Raw genomic sequence first — 19,846 nt, 5'->3', positions numbered from 1 at the left:
ATGCACGCGAAACGAATGAGCCGACGGAATCGGCCCGGGATCGACCGCAATGCAAAGGTCGTGCCATTGCCGGTTCACGGGCGTTTGCACGGTCAAGACGCTTCCCGGACCTCGCTCACGCGCCGCTGCGCGCGCTGGATTTGCAGCGATATGCGGCGAATCCAGCAGGCCCGCCTGCGCGCTCGCGTGCTGCTGGTTTCTCAACAAAGCGGCCCGATTCAGGCCGCGCCATCGCGTTGCGGCATACCGCGTCTCGGGCGCAAACGTCGGCAAACGCCCGTGGCGCAAGCGCGAACGCGCACTGGCATGGCTGTTGCAAAGCGTCGCGCCATCCCCGGCGAACGATCGGGGCACAGGGACTTCACGCCCGCACATCACACGCACACAAAAGACAGGGATATCGAATGAAAGACACGTTGCTCAGGGCGTCGATAGGCGCATCGGCCCTATTGGCGGGATTGCCAGCAGCGCTTCACGCACAGGAAGCGGCCACGGCGGCACCGGCAAGCGCCGCCGTCGCGGCGCCAAAGGCCGCAGCGAAAAGCGCAACGAAACAAGGCGAGAAAAGTGCTGCGACTAGCGCGCCAGATGCCGTCTCCGGCACACGGCTTTCGGAAGTAGTCGTCACGGCCGAGCGCCGCGCGCAATCTGCACAGCGCGTTGGTGCGTCGATTTCGGTGCTACGCGGAAGCGACCTCAAGGAGTTGAACGTCAATACCGTCAACGACCTGCAGCACGCTACACCGAGCCTCGAAGTCGAGCCCGCTTTCGGCGGCGGCCAGCCGCAATTCCGCGTGCGCGGCGTGGGCTTCAACGACTACACCTCGAACAACGCCTCGACGGTCGGTATCAACGTCGACGATGTCGCCTATGCGCTGCCGATCCAGACACAAGGCCAGTTGTTCGACCTCGCGCGTGTCGAAGTGTTGCGTGGTCCGCAAGGCACGCTCTATGGCCGCAACACCACGGGCGGCACGATCAATTTCATTACCAACAAGCCGACGAAGGATTTCGAAGCCGGTGTGACGGCCGAATATGGATCGCACAACCTGTTGACCACGGAAGGCTATGTGTCGGGTCCGCTGAGCGACACCGTGCGCGGCCGGATCGCCTTCACGACACAGGATTTCGGCGCGTGGCAAACGAACCGCGACACGGGCCAGTCGCTCGGCAATCACAATAGCGCGGCGGCGCGCGGACAGCTTGACTGGGACGTTTCGCCCGACTTCAAGGTGCATCTCGGCGTGCATGGTGGCTTCGACAAATCGGACGACGAAGGCCTGTATCTATTCACGCCCTATACGTCCACGCTCACTGGCGTGACGATTCCCGCCGACACCGACATCACCAAGACCGGCTGGGGCATCAGCCCTGCGTTCGCACGCGTGACGGGCCTTTCGACCGATTCGAAACCCGGCAAGAACAACGTGAACGCCGGCTTCGATCTGAGCGCGACCTGGAATCTCGGCCCCGTCGATCTCAAGAGCATCACTTCGTTCGACTACCTGCATCGCCGCGAATACATGGATTGGGATGCCACCTCGTATCACGATTCCGATGAGTACTTCGACGACACCATCAACGAATTCACGCAGGAGCTGCGGCTTTCCTCGCATGCCGACACGCGGCTGCGCTGGGTCGCGGGCCTGTTCTATTCGCACGACGATCTGGACGAAAAGTTCTATTCCGACTTCACGGACCGTCTCGGCTTCATCGCGCTCACGCGTTACAAGCAGTCGGTCGATACGCTCGGCGCGTACGGTCAGGCGACCTACGACATCACGCCCCGGCTGCGCGGCATCTTCGGCATTCGCCAGGAGCACGAGCACCGAGATCTGACCGACTTCGCCTCGGGCGAGCTCACGCCGTCGTTCGTGCCGTTCTCGGGCTTCACGAGCGGCGACGGCAACCAGTCACTGACGTCGAACGGCACCTCGGGCAAGGTCGGGCTCGAATTCGATCTCGCACCGGCCACGCTGCTCTACGCGAGTGTCAGCCGCGGCTACAAATCAGGCGGCTTCACCGCGCACAACACCGCGAATTCGAATGCGCTCGCGCCGTTCAAGCCGGAAACGCTGACCGCCTACGAGGCGGGCTTCAAGAGCGACCTCACGCGCTCGCTGCGCTGGAACTTCTCGGCGTTCCACTATGACTATCGCGATCAGCAGGTGCTCTCCGCCACCTACGATCCGACTTCGCAGTCGCTGATCGGCACCTTCGTGAACGCGCCGAAGTCCCGCATCGACGGTTTCGAAACGGAACTCGACTGGCACCCGCTGAACGGGCTCGTGATCTCCCAGTACGTCGGCTACAAGTACGGCAAGTACACCGCGCCTTTCGTCACCTACAACACGGTCGCCTCGGCGGCCGCCGGCACCAACGTCTTCAGCGACTACAACGGCTCGTCACTGAGCTTTCCGCGCCTGAGCTACGGCGGCCAGGTCGCCTATAGCTGGTTCACGGGCGGCTACCGGTTCCGCGCGGAAACCAATTACAGCTATCGCGATGCGTATTCGCAATTGCTGCTGCTCGGACCGAATTACACGGTCGATGGCTACTGGCTCTTCAACGCGAGCGTGACGGTCTCCACGCCCGATCGCCACTGGGACGTCTCGCTGTGGGCGCGCAACCTGTTCAACCGTCAATACGATCTGACGAAAAACTACTTCCTGCCCGGCACCAATGTCGCTGCCGCGGGCGAGCCGCGCACCATCGGGCTGCGTGTGACGTACACCTACTAAGGAGCGAAGCGCATGACCCAGCGCACCGGCCAGTTGAAACTCAACGCGATGCTCAACGGCGGCGGCAGTCACGTCGCCGGGTGGCGGCATCCTGATTCGCACCCGCAAGGCACGCGCGACTTCGCGCATTGGCGCCGACTCGCGCAGACCGCCGAGCGCGGCAAGTTCGACGCGATCTTTATCGCCGACGTGGTCGCCACACAGGGCAGCCATATCGACTCGCTGCGCCGCAGCGCCCGCGCGGAAACGTTCGAGCCGCTCACGCTGCTTGCCGCGCTCGCAGCCGTGACGGAGCGCATCGGCCTGATCGCCACCGCGACGACCACCTATAACGCGCCCTACCATCTCGCGCGCAAATTCGCGTCGCTCGACCATCTGAGCGGCGGCCGCGCGGGCTGGAATCTCGTCACTTCGGTGGTGCCCGACGAGGCCGCCAACTTCGGCGATGCGCCGCATCTCGCGCACGCCGACCGCTACACGCGCGCCGACGAATTCCAGCGTGTCGTGGCGGGTCTGTGGGACAGTTGGGAGGACGACGCCTTTATCGAGGACAAGGCCGCCGGCCTGCACTTCGACCACGAGAAGCTGCACGTGCTCAATCATCGCGGGCCGCACTTCTCCGTGCGAGGCCCGCTGAATGTGGCCCGGCCGCCGCAGGGACATCCGGTGCTGGTGCAGGCCGGATCGTCCGAGGCGGGGCGTGAACTGGCCGCGCGCTGCGCGGAAGTCATCTTCACGTCGCAGCATCGTCTTGACGACGCCCGCGCGTTCTACGCCGATGTGAAAGGCCGCATGCCGCGCTGGGGACGCAATCCCGAGCATCTGAAGATCCTGCCAGGCATCGTGCCCATCGTCGGCGCGAGCGAGGCCGAGGCGCGCGAGAAACTGGACGCGCTGCAGGCGCTGATCGACCCCGTGCTCGGCTTGCGCCTGCTGGCCGACAATGCGGGCGACTTCGACCTGTCCGGCTATCCGCTCGACGGCCCGCTGCCCGAACTGCCGCCGAGCAATCGCAGCAAGAGCCGCCAGCAACTGATCGTGGACCTCGCGCGCCGCGAGAACCTGACCATCCGCCAGCTCTACGAGCGCTTCGCGAGCGCGGGCATCGTGACCGGAACGCCGAAGACGATCGCCGATCATTTCGAAGCATGGTTTCGCACCTCCGCCGCGGACGGTTTCAACGTCGCCTTCGCGTGGCAGCCGGGCGGTCTCGACGATTTCGTCGAACTCGTGATTCCGGAGTTGCAGCGGCGCGGCCTCTTTCGCACCGAATACGAAGGGCCGACACTGCGCGATCAACTGGGCTTGCCGCGGCCCGCATTCGTGCAGCGCCCGACGAGCGTGCGCGGCGACCTCGCGACGCCCGTCGAAGCGAGGCAAGCATGACGCGCCGCCTGCGCCTCGGCTTCCTGACGCGTGTGTACGCGCCCGACGCATCGCCGCGCGTTCTTCACGAGACACTCGAACTGATCGAAGCCGCCGAAGCGCTGGGGTTTGACAGCGCCTGGGTGGCGCAGCATCACTTCGGCCAGGAGACGGGCCGCCTGCCCGCGCCGCTCGTGCTGCTCGCCGCGGTTGCACAGCGCACGCGCCGCATCGAGCTGGGCACCGGCATCGTCACGTTGCCCCTGGAAGATCCGATCCGGCTCGCGGAAGACGCCGCCGTCCTCGACACCCTCGCAGGCGGGCGCCTGCAGCTCGGGCTCGGTAGCGGCGGCGCGAACGTCGACGCGTTTGCCGCATTCGGCGTCGCGCCCGACGCGCGCCAGAGCGGTTTCGCCAGCGCGCTGACACGGCTCGAACACGCGCTCGAAGGCCGCCCGCTTGGACCCTCCCCGGATGCGGATAACGCGGAAGCCGAGACGCTTCGGCTGCAACCGCCCGCACCCGGCTTGCGCGAGCGCCTCTGGCACTCGCATTCGACCGTGGACGGCGCCCGGCTCACCGCGCAGCACGGCAATGGTTTGCTGCTGGGAACCGCGGTTCATGATCCGCGCACCGTCCAGTTGCCGCTCGCACGCGCGTACCTCGACGCATGGCGCGAACGCGCGCCAACGGGCACGCCGCGTCTGGGCATCGTGCGCGCGGTCTTTCCCGCAGCGAATCGCAGGACTGCGCTCGACGCGCTGGCGCCGGACGTCGTGCGCCACGGCCCGTGGCTCGCGACGGTCGGTCATCCCGGCGTGAGCGATCCCGAGCAGATCCTGCGGCTGCTGAACGTGCACTACGGGCCGCCAGAGGAGATCGTCGACAGCCTGCGCGCCGACCCCGCCCTGTTCCCGTTCGCGAGCTACTTCCTACCGGTCGTGCAGTCGGAAAGCTCCACGCTCGACGAGGCGATCGAACGCCTGCGTATCCTCGCCGAAATCATCGCCCCGGCGCTTGGCTGGTCGCCCGCGAGCGCGCGCGCATGAAGCCACCGGCGTTGCTGCTGAATCTCGCCATGGATTCCCGTCCATTGCGCGCGAACCCCGCCGCGGACTGGATCTCGCTTGCGCGCGCAGGTCTGACGGCAGGCTGCGACGGACTGCTGTTGCCGAGCAGCCCCGGCAGGGAGGACCCGTGGACGCTGGCCGCCGTACTGGTTGACGCGCTGCCGGCCGCGCGGGTCGTGGTTGCGCTGCCCGCCAGTACGATGCTGCCGGTCGCGGCGGCGCATCTTGCGCAAAGTCTTCAGTCGATCAGCGGCGGTTGCGCCGCGCTCGCCTGCACCGCTGACTGGGCGGGCGTCGAAACCGATATCCAGCTAGCCTCAATGAATCGCGATCAGCGGCTCGCGCATGGCGTCGAATTCCTGACCATCCTCGACGCGCTGTGGACTGCCCGAGCGCCACTCGACCATCACGGCGAGTACTTCCGCGCCAGCGCCGCGTCCTTGCCGGATCTCGATGCACAACGCCCGCCGCTGTACTGGCTCGGCGCCGAACCGAACCTGAGCAAGCTCGCGGCTAGCGGCTGCGACGGCGTGCTGCGCGAAACGCAAGGCACGCCCGCGCTGCAGGACGCAATCGAGCGCGCGTTTCGCGAAGTCGATCGCGTCGCGCCACCGCCGGGGCAACGCCTGCGCCGCGTCGTACCTTTCGGACCTGACGCTCGCTGCCAACCCGGCATCCAGCCCGGCTTTACACCCTGAACTGGCCCATTCCGACGGTACGCCTCATGAGCATCGAATTCGGCTGGTTCCTGCCAACCAACGGTGACGGACCACATCTTGCCAACAGCGGCCTGCCGAGGCCGCCGAACTATTTACGGGACTTTCGTCCTCCGACGCCAGACTACTTACGCCGCCTCGCCACCGCCGCAGAAGGAGCCGGCTTCGACCATCTGCTCGTCCCGACGGCGGCAGGCTTCGAAGATCCGTGGCTTGTCACTGCGATGCTCGCGAGAACCACTCGCCGCATCGATTTCATCGTCACCTTCAGGCCCGGCCTCGAACAGCCGGAACCGCTCGCGAACCGCGCCGCGACACTCCAGCACATGAGCGGAGGCCGGCTGCGCCTGTTTGCGGCAAGCGGCTCAAGCGCCCACGATCAGCGCGCGCTCGGCGACTTTCTCGATCACGACGCCCGCTACCAGCGCACCTCCGAATATCTGCGCGTACTGCGCCGTCTTTGGCAAGGCGCGGGACACACCGTCGCCGGGCGCCACTATGCCCTCAATGCCGCCCACCCTGGCGTGCCGCTCGAACAGGCGCCGCCGCTGTATCTCGGCGGTGCGTCGGCGTTCGCGGAACGCGTGGCGGCCAGCCAGAGCGATACCTATCTGCTCTGGGCGGAACCGCCTGCGCTCGTGCGTGAGCGCGTCAGGCGGCTCAAGGCGCTCGCGGCCATGCATGGCCGCAGGATCCGGTTCGGAGTACGCGTGCATGTGATCGCACGCGAAACGGGACGCGCGGCCTGGTCTCGCGCCGACGAATTGCTGCGCGGCATCTCCGAGCGCAATTACGCTGATGCCCAGCGCGAACTCGATCAATACGAGTCGGTGGGCCAACGTCGGCAGACTGCGTTGAGTCGCGGCGCGATGCGCACGCTGCGCGAGCTGGAAGTCGCGCCGAATCTGTGGGCCGGGGTGGGCTTGACACGCGGCGGCGCGGGAACAGCGCTGGTGGGCAGCCATGACGAAGTCGCGAGACGCATCAGCGAGTACCATGCCCTGGGCATCGACGAGTTTCTGCTGTCGTCGTACCCGAATCTGGAGGAAGCGACGTGCGTCGGGGAACACGTGCTGCCGCGCGCGCGCCTGCTCCAACGCGAGCCAGTTCGACGGCAGACTTGAACACCACAGCCGCCCTCAGTCCGGCGGCTCTTCGTACAGCACCGCGGAACGCAGATCGCTCAGGAGGCCGTAACGTGCAAGCAGCGTGCGCATGGTGTTGCGCGTCACGCCCAGCAGCGCGGCTGTGCGTACCTGGCTGAACCGGCAATGCTCAAACGCCTCCTTGACGATCAGCTCCTCCACATCACGCAGCAGGCTCTCTCCCGGCGAGCGAAACAGCCCGCGGATGCCCGCGCGGATATCGTCCTGCGGCAGCGTCGGCGCAGGCTGGCCCGGCGCCGCGTTGGCTGCAAGCGCTTCGGAAAACTTCAGGTGTTCCGCGCGGATCAGGTTGCCGCTCGAAACCAGCAACGCGAGGTGTATGACGTTTTCGAGTTCGCGGATATTGCCGGGCCACGGATAGGCTAGCAGTGCCTGAACCGCGTCCTCGGCGAACATCGGCTGCGCGCGTTTGAGTTGTGTGCAGTAGCGCGAACGGAAATGCTCCGCGAGCAGCAGGATGTCCTGAGGCCGCTCCCGTAACGGCGGCAGACGTACGCTTGCCAGATTGATCCGATAGAGCAGATCCATGCGGAAATTGCCCGCGATCACGGCGCGCTCCAGATCGACGTTCGTCGCGGCGACCACCCTCACGTTGACGCGGCGCGCCCGCGTGGCGCCCACGCGCGTCACTTCGCCTTCCTGCAAAACGCGCAGCAGTTTCGCCTGCAACGGTGCGGCGAGATCGCCGATTTCGTCGAGAAAGACTGTGCCCTCGTGCGCGTCTTCGAAATAACCGGCTCGACGGCCTTGCGCCCCCGTGAACGCACCTGCCTCGTGGCCGAAGAGTTCGGCTTCCGCGAGTTGCGGATTGATCGCGCCGCAGTTCACCGCAATGAATGCGCCCGTGCGACGGCTGACGTGATGGATGTGACGCGCGACCAGTTCCTTACCGGTGCCCGTCTCGCCAAGTATCAGTGCGGGCGCCGAACTGGGCCCGATCTGCTCGATAAAGCGCAGAACGGCGGCCGACGCCGGATCGGCAAAAACAAGGGCTTTGGCACGAATCGACAGGGGCTGCTGGTCGCTATCCGGCAGCGAGATCAGACTGGGACGGGGTGCTTGGTTATCCATGATCCGACAAGTAACGGACCGATGATCAAGTGGCACACGCGTCCGGAGTTTTGATATTAATCAAATTTAGGCGGCGGCTTAAATGCGAATTGGTGCATTACTTGTCGTTACGGACCCGATAACGAAATAGCGAACTTGGGATTCGAGATAGGCCAACTGTAGGCGCGCTGGCTAGCTCTTGTGGAGCGACGCAATCGCCGCGCTGATGCCGACGCCATGCGCTGGATCGATAAGGGCTTCCCTCAATCCGTTTGTGAGAACGAAAGTGCGGGAAGCATCCGGATCGAATTTGCTCGACGTCTCGCATGCTTTCAGCGATGGGCAATGCTCTGGTGCGCGCGATCGCGGACGGCCTTGAATGATCGTCCGGGTCGTTGGTGTTGGTCGGCGCAGCGACTTCGCGTTTTGCTGAATTGTGGTTACGCGACCAGCCTGCGCACGAGCGAACGCGTCGGCGCCGCGCTCGGCCATGTCGAAACAGACAGCGACTGCTGGCTGCGCGTGACCGGCAAGGGCAAGAAACTGACGCGGATGACACTCCCGCCCCTTGCCCGGTGATGCGCTGGCGCGCTATCTGACCGAACGCGGGCTGCCTTTCATTCAGCGGCACTGCCGGCCGGACACACCCATCATCGGCAGTTTCGAAGTTGACAGCGCCAGAACATCTGGGCACAAGCATCAGCAGCGTGCGCCTGTAAATAGTGTGCGCATTTTCTTCCTGCCGGCCGCGAAATCGTTCAAGGTGGATCACTCGACGCACAGACTCGTCCGAAGCGCAGAACTCACAACTGTGCAGTACGACCTGCGACATGCCTCGGTCTCGACGACTTCGATCTATCTGCAGCGTGACGAAGTCAAGCGGGCACGGCAGATTGATGATGCAATTTCAGGCCGGAATTGCCGACGTATGTCCCGGATCCGCTCACCATTCTTTCCTTGAAGCGGGGGCAGGAGGAACGTTGCTCAACTTAGCGCCAGGAGGTCAACACTTTGCCGAGTGATGTCACCGCCAGGCGCTCGATAAGTAATTGTGCAATTGACCGTTGAATGCATTTATAGAATTCCTGCTTTGCGGCATCCAGACAGACCGAGTTCGGCCATGAGGCGACGCTGGCTTGACAGTGACATCTGGCTGAAACTCGACGCGCTTCGGCCATCCGCCCTATCGGATATAGGCTATCCGCCAAAGCGTGACCTACAGTCGCTTAATCAAGCTCTTGATCCACGACATGCAGAACTCGATGGTCTGATCTATCTGCTGCACAGTGAAATTCGGCATGTCTTTGGAGCCAGGGCCATGCCCCAGGTCGTTCCGCACGTCGCTGTAGAACCGCTGTATTGATTGCCGCTCCCAGCCCTCGATGAACGCGCCGTTTCCCTTGCTCTCAAGGTGATTCAGGAAATCGGATACACCTTTCTCAGCACCGGTAGTCCACTTCTTGAGTTCGCAAACGATCTTGATCGTGCTTTCCAGTGCCTTAGCGGCGTAGAACGATGGATCGCGGCCGCCGGTGTCTCTGCGATCGATCGCCTCGGCCATGTCAATGCTTACGTTCTTCCATCGAGCGTCCTTCACCAGCAGCCAGAATGGTTGCTCGACTTGTTCTTGAAGCTGCTCGTCCCGCGCAATCTGCAAGTAGCCATTGTGGTAGTGCAGTGGCATATCAGCTTGCTTCAGACGCTCGTTCAGCTCATGCACATTCGCCGCGAACTTCCTGTTCATGCTCTCATCGATGGCTCGCACGCTGTTGGACCGCGCACCAGGAACTGCCATGTGTTTCTGACGCAGCTTGTCTTGGAATTCGGCCTGGACCAACTGAGCCGGAAACTCAGCGTTCGCCTGAGCTACTTGCTCCTCTCGCGTGCGGAAGGCCAATTCGACGAAGCTGAGACGACGCTTGACGAACATGTCAGGGTCCAAGTCGTCAGTGAATTTGTAGTTCAGCCACTGCTCGACCACGAAGTTCATGTTGTTCCAACCCGAGGCCGTAGAGGGCTTACCCATCCACTCGGTCTGGTAGGAGTAGGATTTCGGTGACAGTTCCTTGATCCCGATCTCCATTGTTAGGCGGTCGTGAATAACAGTCCAGATCGTCTTGACGCTCTCGTCGACCTTGTCGTCGTACCCGTAGTATTTCCAAATCTGCTCGTCGACGATTCTGTACGCCTGCACAAAGAGCGCAGACTCCTTCTGCCCGACGCTTTTGAACATCGGACGATTCTCATACCTGCGAAAGAAGACATCAGTAAGCATGGTCGAACTCTCTCATTCCGCCACTTGTTGATTACTTTCGAGGCAGCCGGGGTGCCGATAGTCTATCCGAAGCGGTTGTCCGAGGAAGCGGGGCCATCACAACTCCGGTTCACGCATTTGGCATGGACCGGAATTTCAACGCTCTGCACTAGAATCACACACGATAACTCGCAACCGGGAGAACCAACGAGCATGAACGTCAAAACCGCTACGCCTACCTTGTCATTGTACAAGTGGAAAAAGTTAGGCAAGGAATCGCTGCTAAATGCACTTAGGCTTCATCGGGACGCGATTCTCCTATTTAAGGCCGGTTCCTTTCCATCTGCATTCCAGTTGTCGGTCTTGTCATTGGAGGAATTCGCGAAAGCGAAGTGGGTCGAACACTATTAATACAGTTCAATTACGAATTGCGGATTTTCAGATTCGAATTTTGAGCAGAAATGGTTAAAACTTCTTTATATACACTCGGAGAAACAATACGCCTTTGTGGTGCGTGACATGTCTGAGTATCACCCATCGCTCGTCGAGTTCATAAAGAACGGCGGTCTGGAACAACGAAAACAACAGGCGGCTTACGTTGGACTAGATCGCGATCGAAAGACTAAGACTGTCAACGTAGAAGATCGCATTTCACTTCCGTCTTCCGTTAGGCAAAAAGAAGTAAAACGAATGATCTCGTGGGTAAATTCTGAATTTATTTTTATACATAAGACCTTGACGTTTCATGAACAATACTTCGGGATCGGCGAAATGGATGAAGTCATGCTTTCGCCATACGCCAGCATGATATTTGAATGGCCTTACAAATCCAGAATTAGATCAGCCAAACACCGGCATGCACATAACACACTGCATAAGAATGAATAGTGGTCGATGAAGCGATCGGTCTCGATAAGGCCTACGCTACAATTTCTGGTTTTTGTGCTGCGACGCGATAGGCATGACACAAGCGAAGCGTTGCTTGGTCCTGAAGGATGAAATAAGCGTCTTCAATACCGACCAACCTGACAACGTTGATAGCTCGCCAGTTCTGCGATGGCGAAATGCTGTGCGGAAAAAATTCGTAGAAACGACGACGAACGTCCGCTTCCACATTGCGTAGCTCGGCGTGCAACGCCCAATACCATCCGTAGACCTCAATCGGTACGCCGGTCGCGGTAACTCCAACCGTGGGTAAAACGGTGCGCCCATTAATCTGAATGGCGAAATTTGCATGGTTCGAGCGAAGGTTCTTCACTTGCTGCGGCGTGAATGCTTCGCCAGTGATTGACTTCGCCGCGAAGTGAAGTTCGGGCCAGTTCCGGTCCACGACCTCTAGCAATCGTGGGTTGTCAAACAGATCTGGCTCGTCGTGCGAAACGATGTCTATTAGATAGGCTGTCTGTTCCTTGATGCGCAATAATAATAGTTCGGACGCGCCCCGCCTTCGGGCTACAAAGCCGCGCCTGTCGAGCGTATCAATAATATTGAGGTGTAGATGGTGAATGCCCCAAGTCAACAGAAGCGTGTCTTGGAACGCAGCACGAACCGCTAACGTTGAAAGATAAGGGCGGACGCTTTGACCGTTCCGCAGTCGCGACACTATTTCGTCAAAAGCCTTTCTGTGCGTCCTGTACTTGGAGCTCTGTTGAATCTCGTCTGAAAGACGCACTTCGTAAGGCACTGGTGGAATAATGCGTTCGGCGCGCGTGTACAGCGCGGCGAAACGGTCCAAAGCGGTATCGCTAGGCTTTGGCTTGTACCCAAGGCCGGCTAGAAGCTGAACGGCTCGTGAATCCGCGTCAGAGACGAAATCCATCGCTACAAGTAACGGCATACCGAGCTCCTAGAATCGGCGTCCTAGGATTGTAACCGTCGACCAGACCGCACCACCGGCTGCACCCAGCGTACTGATACTAGTAACTGCAACGCTGTGTGGGAATGTCTCATATCGACGAGACAGCGGACTGAAGCCCAAACTGACTAAGTGACTCAAACGGGTCGGGTTATGCCTTTTGCATGAAGCAAGCAGCCGAAATGATCGTCATGCTTCTCCGTGGGGCGCTGGTCGGCCAAATCCGGCCCGTCGCCAATGTCGGCTCGAACGGCTGTTTGGCGGCATGTTGGAGACATTGCTCGAAACCGTGGTTGTGTCCCAGCTTTGACTGGCAATCGTCACTCAGAGGCGACCGCCGTACATCCGCTCGCACAACGCCACGCTGGCGCCCAACTTCCTCGACAACTCTGAGGCGCTTCGCAGCATCTGCGCCGCGACTTCGCCGGAAGTGCGCGTCGCATCGAGCCGCGAAGCCGGACCCGAGAGCGTCAGCGCCGCCATGAACTTGTCGCCGGCCCCAAAGATGGGCGCCGCAAAAGCCGCCGTATGTTGATCGCGCGCGCCTGAGGTGAAAAGCGGCAACGCCGGCGTTGTATCAAACACCGCTTCGCCCTGCCCCCAGAATCTCAACACCAGACTGATCGCCGTATCGTCGAGCGGAAACACCGTGCCCGGCAGCCGCGTTTCGCGCAGCCCTTCGGACGGCTCCGCGCGAAACAGACACAGACGCTGCGCATGGTCGATCACGTAGTAAGACGCGCTTTCCTTCGTCGATGCCGCGAGCGCCTGCAAAGCCGGCTCGACCACCGACGACAGATGAAACGACTGCTCATACAGCTTGCCGAGATACAGCACGCGCGGCCCGAGCGAGTAGGAACCGCTCTCCGCGCGGATCACGTAGTTCATTCGCTCGAGTGAATTCATCAAGCGATACACGGTCGTCTTGTGCATGCCCGACGCTTGAGACAACGCGGCCAGCGACAGCGATTCTGCGCCCGGCTTGAAGATATCGAGCAGCGACAACGCCTTCTCGACCGCCTGCACTCCGTCGTTTCCCATCTCCCCTCCGATTCTGGTTGCGCCGATTGTACATGGTACAACAATAACCGATTTGTTTTACCATGTACAACCATGTTGTACATGGTGGAGGGTTTACGCCGATGGAAAGCTACTGCAACGCAACGCTATAGTGATTTCACTTTGTACAACACAGTTGTACTATGTACAACGCACTGAAAGAGGTTGATTCAATGAGCGCCAACTCCAGCAACACGCCGTCTATCGTTCGCGACATCACTCGCGTCTCCCCTGAACTCGTGAAAGCCGCCTCGCAGTTCCAGGCAGCCATTCTCGCCGATGTCGCGGGTCGCCGCGGCACCCTGCACGGCCGCGTCAAACCCGTCGCCGCCGGCATGAAGCTCGCGGGCCCGGCGATTACCGTCGAAGTCCGCCAGGGCGACAACCTGGCGATCCACGCCGCGCTGGCCATCGCCCAACCCGGCGACGTCATCGTGGTCGATGGCAAGGGCGACCTCGCATGCGCGCTCATCGGCGAAATCATGACGACGCAGGCGCAGGAAAGCGGCCTTGGCGGTCTGGTGCTCGACGCCGCCGTGCGCGACTCCGCCGAACTGGCGAAGAACGGCTTCCCCGTGTTTGCCGCCGGCCTCAATCCGTGCGGCCCGACGAAGAGCGTCGCCGGCCGCGTCAACTATCAGATCTCGGCCGGTGGCGCGACGATCAATCCGGGCGACCTGATCGTCGGCGATGCGGATGGCGTGGTGGTGATTCCGCGCGAGGATGTCGAGCGCATTCTCGTGCTGGCGCAAAAGAAGGTCGACGCCGAAACCGCGCGCATCGCCGCCATCCGCAAGCGCGAAGCGCTGCGCCCGGCGTGGCTCGACAACGAACTGCGCGCAGTGGGCATGCTGGCCGAAGGCGAGGTTCTGTGATGAACGCCGCAACACAACAGCCCGCGCTGATCGTCACCGGCTCTGACCTTGCCGCCGAAGCGCTGGAGATGCTGCGCGATTTCCAGATCGTGTACGCCGGACGCACGCCGACCGAGAGCGACCTGATCGCGCTGTGCGCAACGCACCAGCCGGTCGCCATCATCGTGCGCTACGGCAAGATCAACGCGAAAGTCATGGACGCGTGCGGCGGCAATCTGCAGGTTATCTCCAAGCACGGCAGCGGCATCGACGTGATCGACCAGAAAGCCGCCGCTGAGCGTGGCATCGCCGTGCGCGCAGCGGTCGGCGCAAACGCGGCAGCGGTCGCCGAGCACACGTGGGCGTTGATTCTCGCGTGCGCGAATTCCGTGCCGCAACTCGACGTGCGGATGCGCGCGGGCCATTGGGACAAGTCCACGCACAAGTCGCTCGAACTTGCGGGCCGCACCATCGGTCTGGTCGGGCTGGGCGCGATCGGGCGACGTGTTGCAGCGGCGGCCGCGGCGTTCGACATGAACGTGCTCGCCTACGATCCGTACGCGAAAGAAGCGCCCGCAGGCGTGTCGCTGGTCTCGCTCGAGGCACTCTTCGCCGCGTCGGACATCGTGTCGCTGCACTGCCCGTTGACGGACGAAAACCGCCAGATGATCAACGCTGAAACGTTGAGCAAGTTCAAGCGCGGCGCGATTCTCGTCAATACCGCGCGCGGCGGATTGATCGACGAACCGGCGCTGGCCGAAGCGCTCGCCAGCGGTCATCTGCTCGCAGCGGGCCTCGACAGCTTCGACGTCGAGCCGATGCCCTCGCCTCATGTTTTCCAGGGCCTCGCGAACGCGATCCTGTCCCCGCACATCGGTGGCGTCAGCGACGCGGCCTACGTCAACATGGGTAAAGGCGCAGCCGCGAATGTCATCGACGTCATCGATTCGCACGCGCGAAGCGCTGCGTAGTCCTGAACGAATTTTCAGGTCCAATATGTTCTATCTCAAGCAGCCGGAAATCCGGCACGCAGAAGTATTCACGCGCATGCCGGAGCATTTCCGCAAGGCGAATGTACAGACGGACTGGTCGCGCGCGAATCGCGGCGGCCAGCCGACCGACTCGTTCCTCGAAGGTCCGGTGTGGAGTCCGCAAGGTCATCTGTATGTGACCGACATCCCGCACGGCCGTGTGTTCCGTATCTCGACCGATGGCGAATGGGAACTCGTCGTCGAATATGACGGCGAGCCCAACGGCATGAAGCTCGTCGACGAAGATCATCTGCTCATCACGGATTATCGCAACGGCCTGATGCTGCTCGACATCGCGCGTGGCGAAGTCACACCGTATCTCGAGCGTCGTAACACCGAGCGCTTTCGCGGCGTCAACGATCTCACGTTCGATTCGAAGGGCAATCTGTACTTCACGGACCAGGGGCAAACCGGACTGCACGATCCGACTGGCCGCGTCTACCGGCTCTCGCCCAAGGGCAAGCTGGACATGCTGCTCGGCAATTGCCCGAGCCCGAACGGCCTTGTGCTTTCGCCAGACGAGAAAGTGCTCTACGTCGCGATGACGCGCGGCAACTGCGTGTGGCGCATGCCGCTGCAGGCCGACGGCTCGGTCAGCAAGGTCGGCCAGTTCTTTACGTCGTATGGCCCGAGCGGCCCGGACGGTCTGACCATCGACAGCGCTGGACGTCTCTTCGTCGCCAACCCCGGACTGGGTCGCGCATGGGTGCTCAACCACCTTGCGGAACCGGAAGCGATTCTGCTCAGTCCCGCAGGCGCTTCGCTCACGAATCTGTGCTTCGGCGGTCCGGACATGAAGACGCTCTTCATGACCGAATCCGTCTCCGGCACCGTGCTGAAGGCCGAGATGGAGGTTGCGGGCCCGCTTCCGCACGCTGCCCAACGCCGCGAAGCGGCGTAACGCGCGAATCGCAACAGCCGGCAGCGCCGACGCGCCTGCCGGCTCCAGAACAGCAAGTTGCATCCGACCGAGATGCAACGGAGGAGCACCCATGCACATTTCCCAGCCCATCCGCGCAGCGAGCTCGACGCAAGCGTCACGCACGCACGAAACGACCAGCGCGCCGATGTCGGCCGCTCAGTACGCCGCCAGCGAACGCACGCTCGAAAAGGCGTTCCGCCGCATCCTGCCGTTCATTTTCGCGTGCTACGTGATCAGCTATCTTGACCGCACCAACGTCGGGTTCGCCGCGCTCACGATGAACAAGGATCTCGGCCTCACGGCGCAGCAATTCGGACTGGGTGCGGGACTTTTCTTCATCGGCTATTTTCTGTTCGAAATCCCCAGCAATCTGATCATGCAGAAGGTCGGCGCGCGTATCTGGATTGCGCGCATCATGATCACGTGGGGATTGATTTCGATGGCAACGGCCTTTGTCGCCGGCCCGAAAAGCTTCGCCGCTGCGCGCTTCATGCTGGGCGTTGCCGAAGCCGGCTTTACGCCGGGCATCTACCTGTATTTCACGCAGTGGTTTCCGGGAAAATGGCGCGCGAAAGTGACCGCTGCGTTTCTCGTCGGCATTCCGGTGGCGAATATGATTGGCTCGCCGGTATCCGGGGCGCTGCTGCAACTCGGCGGCGTGCATGGGCTGCGCAGCTGGCAGTGGCTGCTGCTGATCGAAGGGTTGCCCGCGATTGCGCTGGGCATTGCGTGCGTCTTTATCCTCGCCGATCGCCCCGAAAAGGCACGCTGGCTGAGCCGCGACGAAAAGGACGTACTGGCGCACCGGCTCGCCATCGAGCAGCGCAGCATTGCGGGCAAGCACGGCTCCAGCCTGCGCGACGCCATGACCAACTGGCGCGTGTTCGTGCTCGCGCTCGTCAACTTCTGCGGCATTGTCGGCTCGATCGGCGTGGGGCTGTGGATGCCGCAGATCATCAAACAGTTTGGCGTGGGTCACGCCATGATCGGCTGGCTGACTGCCATTCCCTACGCAATCGGCGCGGTGGTGATGATCGCATGGGCGAGTCTGGCGAATCGCTCCGCGCATCGCATTCCGTACGTGGCGGGCGCGCTCTTCGTCGCCGCCGTAGCGCTCGCAATCAGCACGATGCTCGATGCGCCGATCCTCAAGCTCATTGCGCTGTGCTTCACGGTGAGCGGCATTCTCGCGTTTCAGGCGACGTATTGGGCTATTCCATCAGGATTCCTGACGGGGCGCGCCGCTGCGGGCGGGATTGCGCTGATTGTTTCGATCGGCAATCTCGGCGGCTTTGTCGGGCCGTCGATGATCGGCGGCATCAAGGATCTCACTGGCGGCTTTACCGCTCCGCTGCTCGCCGTAGCCGCCGTGCTGCTGATCGGCGGCCTGACGATCGCGTGGCTCGGCGATCCCGGTGCGGGCGTGGGAGAAGAACCCCACGCCTGAATGCGCTTTACGTTGTTTCGCTCGTCACTTCTCGCCTATACAAAACACAAATCAATAAACGGAGACACCATGCAGGAACCCCATTTCCACACTTCGAATGCCATCAAGCGCGTATCGGGCGCGACGATCACCGCAGCGGCTGCCACGGCCACACTCGCGCTCGCGCCGCACGTGGCTCATGCACAAAGCAGCGTGACGCTGTACGGCATCGTCGATGTGGGCATCGAACATATCAACAATACGCAGAGCAACGGCGCGCTCACGCGCGAAGCGTCGGGCAATCTTTCAGGATCGCGCTGGGGCCTTAAGGGCGTCGAAGATCTCGGCGGCGGCATCAAGGCGATTTTCACCCTTGAAAATGGCTTCAACGTCAACGACGGCACCAGCGCGCAAGCAACCAAAGGGCTGGGCGCGAACGCCACGACTACATCGCGTCTGTTCGGTCGTCAGGCGTGGGTCGGCCTCACGGCGCGAGGCCAGACGCTCACGCTCGGCCGCCAGAACTCGCTGCTCTACGATCAGGCAGTCGTATTCGATCCGATGGGCGCGTCGTCGCGCTATTCCACGCTCTCTATCGACTATGCGATGGCAGCCCGCATCGATAATTCCGCGAAATACGTGGGCGCATTCGGTCCCGTCACCGTCGCCGCGATGTACAGCACGCGCTATGACACCGGCTATGGCAGCGAAGTACCGGGCGCCGAACTCACGGGCCGTTACTTCGGCGGCTCGCTCACCTACGCGGGCGGTCCGTTCGCCGCAAGCCTTTCGTACGAGCAGCGCAACAGCAACACGGTCGCGACCAACACGGGAACCGAGCGCCGCGCCACCGCAGCCGCAACCTACACGATTGGTGGTTTGAAGGCCTTTGCGGGCTATCGCTATCTGCAGGCGTCACGCGCGTTCCTGCCGGCGAACCCGATCCTGGTGACCAACAGCGGCTCGCAGTCGAGTTCGGCAAATCTGTACTGGGCGGGCGCGAATTACATGTTCACGCCTGCATTCTTCGTCACCGCAGCGGCCTACTACCAGGACGTTCACTCGACGAGCGCCGATCCGTGGATGGGTGTCCTGAGCGCGGACTACCTGCTGTCCAAAAGCACCGACATTTACGCCACCGCCGCATTCGCGCGCAACAAGGGCGGTTCGGCGTTGGGCGTGAACGGTTACGGCACGGTCGCGGCGAACTACGACCAGACCGGCTTTGTGATCGGCATGCGCAAGAAGTTCTGAACAGGCGAATCATGCAGATCGTTCACGCCCCGCATCTTCCCGTCCGCGACGATTGGCTCGCGCTGCGCGAAGAAGCCGCATTGCAGCCCGACCTGCCGATTGTCGATGCCCATCATCATCTATGGGACCGGCAGTCGGGCCACTATCTCGCCGATGAACTGCGCCGGGATATCGAAAGCAGCGGCCATCGCATCGTCTCGACGGTTTATGTGCAATGCCGCTCGATGCTGCGCGCAAGCGGCCCAGAGGCGATGAAGCCCGTTGGTGAAGCCGAATTCGCCAACGGCGTCGCGGCGATGTTTGCGAGCGGCACCTATGGTCCGACGCACGCGTGCGAGGCGATTGTCGGCGGCGCGGATCTGTCACTGGGCGAGGACGTTGCGCCTGTGGTCGAAGCGATGCTCGCCGCAACGGGCGGACGGCTGCGTGGTATGCGCAATCCGCTGGCATGGCACGCGAGCGATGCGGTGCGCTCGAGCCCGGTCGTGCCGCCGAGCGATCTGATGGAACGCAAGTCGTTTCGCGCAGGCGTGAAAACGCTCGCGCGCTATGGCCTCGTGCTCGACGTCTGGGTCTATCACACGCAACTGGACGCGCTTTACGCACTCGCTGCCAGCACGCCGGAAGTGACGATTGTGATCGACCACTTCGGCGGATTGGTCGGTTTGGGACCGCACGCGAGCCAGCGCGACGAGACGCGCGCGGCGTGGGCCGCTTCACTGCGCCGACTCGCGAGCCTGCCTAACACGCGCATCAAGCTGGGTGGCGCAGGCATGAGCGTGTTCGGCTTCGATTTCGCCACGCAGGCGCTGCCACCCTCGTCCGAAACGCTTGCGCAAGCATGGGCGCCGCTGGTCGAAACCTGCGTCGATCTATTCGGCGCGCAACGCTGCATGTTCGAAAGCAATTTCCCGGTCGACAAGGGCATGGTCGGATACACGGCGCTGTGGAACGCGTTCAAGCGCATCGCAAGTGGCGTTTCGCCCGACGAGCGCGCAGCCCTCTTCAGCCGCACCGCCGCCAGGACCTACGGACTGGATCTCCCCGGAGACAACACGTGAAGTCAGACATCCTCAACGCCGA

Annotated in this window: 17 protein-coding genes; 13 read left to right on the top strand and 4 right to left on the bottom strand. The window is 62.2% G+C overall.

Features of this window, described 5'->3' with window-relative positions; genetic code table 11:
- The first annotated feature begins 404 nt into the window (after positions 1-404).
- The 5 genes from F3J17_RS04055 to F3J17_RS04035 are packed head-to-tail and all read left to right on the top strand — an operon-like array spanning position 405 to position 7,016.
- Positions 405-2,741, top strand: a complete 2,337-nt coding sequence (locus F3J17_RS04055) for a TonB-dependent receptor (RefSeq protein ID WP_167053985.1) — start codon at positions 405-407, stop codon at positions 2,739-2,741.
- A 12-nt stretch (positions 2,742-2,753) separates the two neighbouring features.
- A complete protein-coding gene (locus tag F3J17_RS04050) occupies positions 2,754-4,127 on the top strand; it encodes an LLM class flavin-dependent oxidoreductase (protein WP_167053983.1) in 1,374 nt (457 codons plus the stop codon).
- Positions 4,124-5,155 carry an LLM class flavin-dependent oxidoreductase gene (locus F3J17_RS04045; RefSeq protein ID WP_167053980.1) on the top strand — a complete coding sequence of 344 codons (1,032 nt, stop codon included), beginning with the start codon at positions 4,124-4,126 and terminating at the stop codon, positions 5,153-5,155. Before F3J17_RS04050 ends, F3J17_RS04045 begins: the two co-directional genes overlap by 4 nt.
- Positions 5,156-5,184: 29 nt before the next feature.
- A complete protein-coding gene (locus F3J17_RS04040; RefSeq protein WP_205194604.1) occupies positions 5,185-5,874 on the top strand; it encodes an LLM class flavin-dependent oxidoreductase in 690 nt (229 codons plus the stop codon).
- A gap of 26 nt (positions 5,875-5,900) precedes the next feature.
- Positions 5,901-7,016, top strand: coding sequence for an LLM class flavin-dependent oxidoreductase (locus F3J17_RS04035; RefSeq protein ID WP_167053976.1), 1,116 nt, complete (start codon positions 5,901-5,903; stop codon positions 7,014-7,016).
- A gap of 15 nt (positions 7,017-7,031) precedes the next feature.
- Here F3J17_RS04035 and F3J17_RS04030 read toward each other — a convergent pair whose 3' ends face one another.
- Positions 7,032-8,129, bottom strand: coding sequence for a sigma-54 dependent transcriptional regulator (locus tag F3J17_RS04030; RefSeq protein ID WP_167053974.1), 1,098 nt, complete (start codon positions 8,127-8,129; stop codon positions 7,032-7,034).
- A gap of 216 nt (positions 8,130-8,345) precedes the next feature.
- Between F3J17_RS04030 and F3J17_RS36445 the strand changes: the two genes are divergently transcribed.
- Both F3J17_RS36445 and F3J17_RS36440 read left to right on the top strand, forming a co-directional pair.
- The gene (locus F3J17_RS36445) at positions 8,346-8,687 is read left to right on the top strand and encodes a hypothetical protein (protein WP_275692888.1); all 342 of its coding nucleotides are present in this window, start codon (positions 8,346-8,348) and stop codon (positions 8,685-8,687) included.
- Positions 8,677-9,069: a hypothetical protein gene (locus F3J17_RS36440; protein WP_275692887.1), complete on the top strand. Its 393-nt coding sequence runs from the start codon at positions 8,677-8,679 to the stop codon at positions 9,067-9,069. The genes F3J17_RS36445 and F3J17_RS36440 overlap by 11 nt, the downstream gene beginning before the upstream one ends.
- A 255-nt stretch (positions 9,070-9,324) precedes the next feature.
- Here the strand turns inward: F3J17_RS36440 and F3J17_RS04020 are convergent, their stop codons facing one another.
- From F3J17_RS04020 to F3J17_RS04005, 3 genes are all read right to left on the bottom strand, one after another.
- Positions 9,325-10,383, bottom strand: coding sequence for a hypothetical protein (locus F3J17_RS04020; RefSeq protein WP_205194603.1), 1,059 nt, complete (start codon positions 10,381-10,383; stop codon positions 9,325-9,327).
- 898 nt (positions 10,384-11,281) lie between these two features.
- Positions 11,282-12,199 carry a hypothetical protein gene (locus F3J17_RS04010; RefSeq protein ID WP_167053968.1) on the bottom strand — a complete coding sequence of 306 codons (918 nt, stop codon included), beginning with the start codon at positions 12,197-12,199 and terminating at the stop codon, positions 11,282-11,284.
- 342 nt (positions 12,200-12,541) lie between these two features.
- Positions 12,542-13,258, bottom strand: a complete 717-nt coding sequence (locus tag F3J17_RS04005; protein WP_167053966.1) for an IclR family transcriptional regulator — start codon at positions 13,256-13,258, stop codon at positions 12,542-12,544.
- A gap of 191 nt (positions 13,259-13,449) precedes the next feature.
- On the opposite strand from F3J17_RS04005, the gene F3J17_RS04000 reads away from it, so the two are divergent.
- The 6 genes from F3J17_RS04000 to F3J17_RS03975 all read left to right on the top strand — a co-directional run bounded on the left by F3J17_RS04000 (position 13,450) and on the right by F3J17_RS03975 (position 19,824).
- The gene (locus F3J17_RS04000; protein ID WP_167053964.1) at positions 13,450-14,151 is read left to right on the top strand and encodes an RraA family protein; all 702 of its coding nucleotides are present in this window, start codon (positions 13,450-13,452) and stop codon (positions 14,149-14,151) included.
- Positions 14,151-15,101, top strand: coding sequence for a hydroxyacid dehydrogenase (locus F3J17_RS03995; RefSeq protein ID WP_167053962.1), 951 nt, complete (start codon positions 14,151-14,153; stop codon positions 15,099-15,101). The genes F3J17_RS04000 and F3J17_RS03995 overlap by 1 nt, the downstream gene beginning before the upstream one ends.
- 25 nt (positions 15,102-15,126) lie before the next feature.
- Positions 15,127-16,062: an SMP-30/gluconolactonase/LRE family protein gene (locus F3J17_RS03990; protein ID WP_167054507.1), complete on the top strand. Its 936-nt coding sequence runs from the start codon at positions 15,127-15,129 to the stop codon at positions 16,060-16,062.
- A 91-nt stretch (positions 16,063-16,153) separates the two neighbouring features.
- The gene (locus F3J17_RS03985; RefSeq protein ID WP_167053960.1) at positions 16,154-17,530 is read left to right on the top strand and encodes an MFS transporter; all 1,377 of its coding nucleotides are present in this window, start codon (positions 16,154-16,156) and stop codon (positions 17,528-17,530) included.
- Positions 17,531-17,599: 69 nt separating this feature from the next.
- Complete coding sequence (locus F3J17_RS03980; RefSeq protein ID WP_167053958.1) at positions 17,600-18,763, top strand: porin; 1,164 nt, start codon at positions 17,600-17,602, stop codon at positions 18,761-18,763.
- An 11-nt stretch (positions 18,764-18,774) separates the two neighbouring features.
- Positions 18,775-19,824 carry an amidohydrolase family protein gene (locus tag F3J17_RS03975; RefSeq protein ID WP_167053956.1) on the top strand — a complete coding sequence of 350 codons (1,050 nt, stop codon included), beginning with the start codon at positions 18,775-18,777 and terminating at the stop codon, positions 19,822-19,824.
- The last annotated feature ends 22 nt before the right edge of the window (positions 19,825-19,846 follow it).

The sequence above is a fragment of the Burkholderia sp. Ax-1719 genome, assembly GCF_011753055.1.
GTDB lineage: Bacteria > Pseudomonadota > Gammaproteobacteria > Burkholderiales > Burkholderiaceae > Paraburkholderia.
Note: the sequence above shows the minus strand (reverse complement) of the source record. Positions and strands in the feature narration are given on the sequence as shown.

What these genes read in the sequence shown, in the direction of transcription:
- F3J17_RS04050 (WP_167053983.1), top strand. Translation starts at nt 2,754, where the DNA reads ATGACCCAGCGCACCGGCCAGTTGAAACTCAACGCGATGCTCAACGGC.
- F3J17_RS03995 (WP_167053962.1), top strand. Translation starts at nt 14,151, where the DNA reads ATGAACGCCGCAACACAACAGCCCGCGCTGATCGTCACCGGCTCTGAC.
- F3J17_RS36445 (WP_275692888.1), top strand. Translation starts at nt 8,346, where the DNA reads ATGCGCTGGATCGATAAGGGCTTCCCTCAATCCGTTTGTGAGAACGAA.
- F3J17_RS03990 (WP_167054507.1), top strand. Translation starts at nt 15,127, where the DNA reads ATGTTCTATCTCAAGCAGCCGGAAATCCGGCACGCAGAAGTATTCACG.
- F3J17_RS04040 (WP_205194604.1), top strand. Translation starts at nt 5,185, where the DNA reads ATGGATTCCCGTCCATTGCGCGCGAACCCCGCCGCGGACTGGATCTCG.
- F3J17_RS04045 (WP_167053980.1), top strand. Translation starts at nt 4,124, where the DNA reads ATGACGCGCCGCCTGCGCCTCGGCTTCCTGACGCGTGTGTACGCGCCC.
- F3J17_RS03975 (WP_167053956.1), top strand. Translation starts at nt 18,775, where the DNA reads ATGCAGATCGTTCACGCCCCGCATCTTCCCGTCCGCGACGATTGGCTC.
- F3J17_RS04035 (WP_167053976.1), top strand. Translation starts at nt 5,901, where the DNA reads ATGAGCATCGAATTCGGCTGGTTCCTGCCAACCAACGGTGACGGACCA.
- F3J17_RS04055 (WP_167053985.1), top strand. Translation starts at nt 405, where the DNA reads ATGAAAGACACGTTGCTCAGGGCGTCGATAGGCGCATCGGCCCTATTG.
- F3J17_RS04000 (WP_167053964.1), top strand. Translation starts at nt 13,450, where the DNA reads ATGAGCGCCAACTCCAGCAACACGCCGTCTATCGTTCGCGACATCACT.
- F3J17_RS04020 (WP_205194603.1), bottom strand. Translation starts at nt 10,383, where the DNA reads ATGCTTACTGATGTCTTCTTTCGCAGGTATGAGAATCGTCCGATGTTC.
- F3J17_RS04005 (WP_167053966.1), bottom strand. Translation starts at nt 13,258, where the DNA reads ATGGGAAACGACGGAGTGCAGGCGGTCGAGAAGGCGTTGTCGCTGCTC.
- F3J17_RS04010 (WP_167053968.1), bottom strand. Translation starts at nt 12,199, where the DNA reads ATGCCGTTACTTGTAGCGATGGATTTCGTCTCTGACGCGGATTCACGA.
- F3J17_RS03980 (WP_167053958.1), top strand. Translation starts at nt 17,600, where the DNA reads ATGCAGGAACCCCATTTCCACACTTCGAATGCCATCAAGCGCGTATCG.
- F3J17_RS04030 (WP_167053974.1), bottom strand. Translation starts at nt 8,129, where the DNA reads ATGGATAACCAAGCACCCCGTCCCAGTCTGATCTCGCTGCCGGATAGC.
- F3J17_RS03985 (WP_167053960.1), top strand. Translation starts at nt 16,154, where the DNA reads ATGCACATTTCCCAGCCCATCCGCGCAGCGAGCTCGACGCAAGCGTCA.